1 protein-coding gene is annotated in these 364 nt (G+C 59.9%); it reads right to left on the bottom strand.

All coding sequences use genetic code 11. The annotated features are described in order from the left end of the window. Window positions 1-328: pyridoxal-phosphate dependent enzyme (locus BN1120_RS20865; RefSeq protein WP_042016476.1), on the bottom strand; the 328-nt coding region annotated here is incomplete at its 3' end. Window positions 329-364 lie beyond the last annotated feature (36 nt).

Here is a 364-nt window from a genome sequence, read left to right on the forward strand (position 1 = left end):
TGGCACCCAGGGCCTTGAGCAGTTTGCGGCGCTCCAGGCTCATGGTGGCCGGCATGGTCAGGGTGATGGGATAGCCGCGGGCCGCAGCCACGAATGCCAAGGCAATGCCCGTGTTGCCGCTGGTGGGCTCGATGATCTCCTTGCCCTTGGTCAGCACGCCGCGTTTCTCGGCATCCCAGATGAGGTTGGCACCGATCCGGCACTTGACGCTGAAGCTCGGGTTGCGGCTCTCGATCTTGGCCAGCACGCGGCCCTTGGTAACACGGTTGAGACGAACAAGCGGGGTGTTGCCTATGGTCTGGCTGTTGTCCTCAAAAATTTTGCTCATGGTGCTATCCCTGTGTTTGTTAAGGCGATGAAACAA

The sequence above is a fragment of the Aeromonas caviae genome, from assembly GCF_000819785.1.
In the GTDB taxonomy this organism is placed as follows: Bacteria; Pseudomonadota; Gammaproteobacteria; order Enterobacterales; family Aeromonadaceae; genus Aeromonas; species Aeromonas caviae.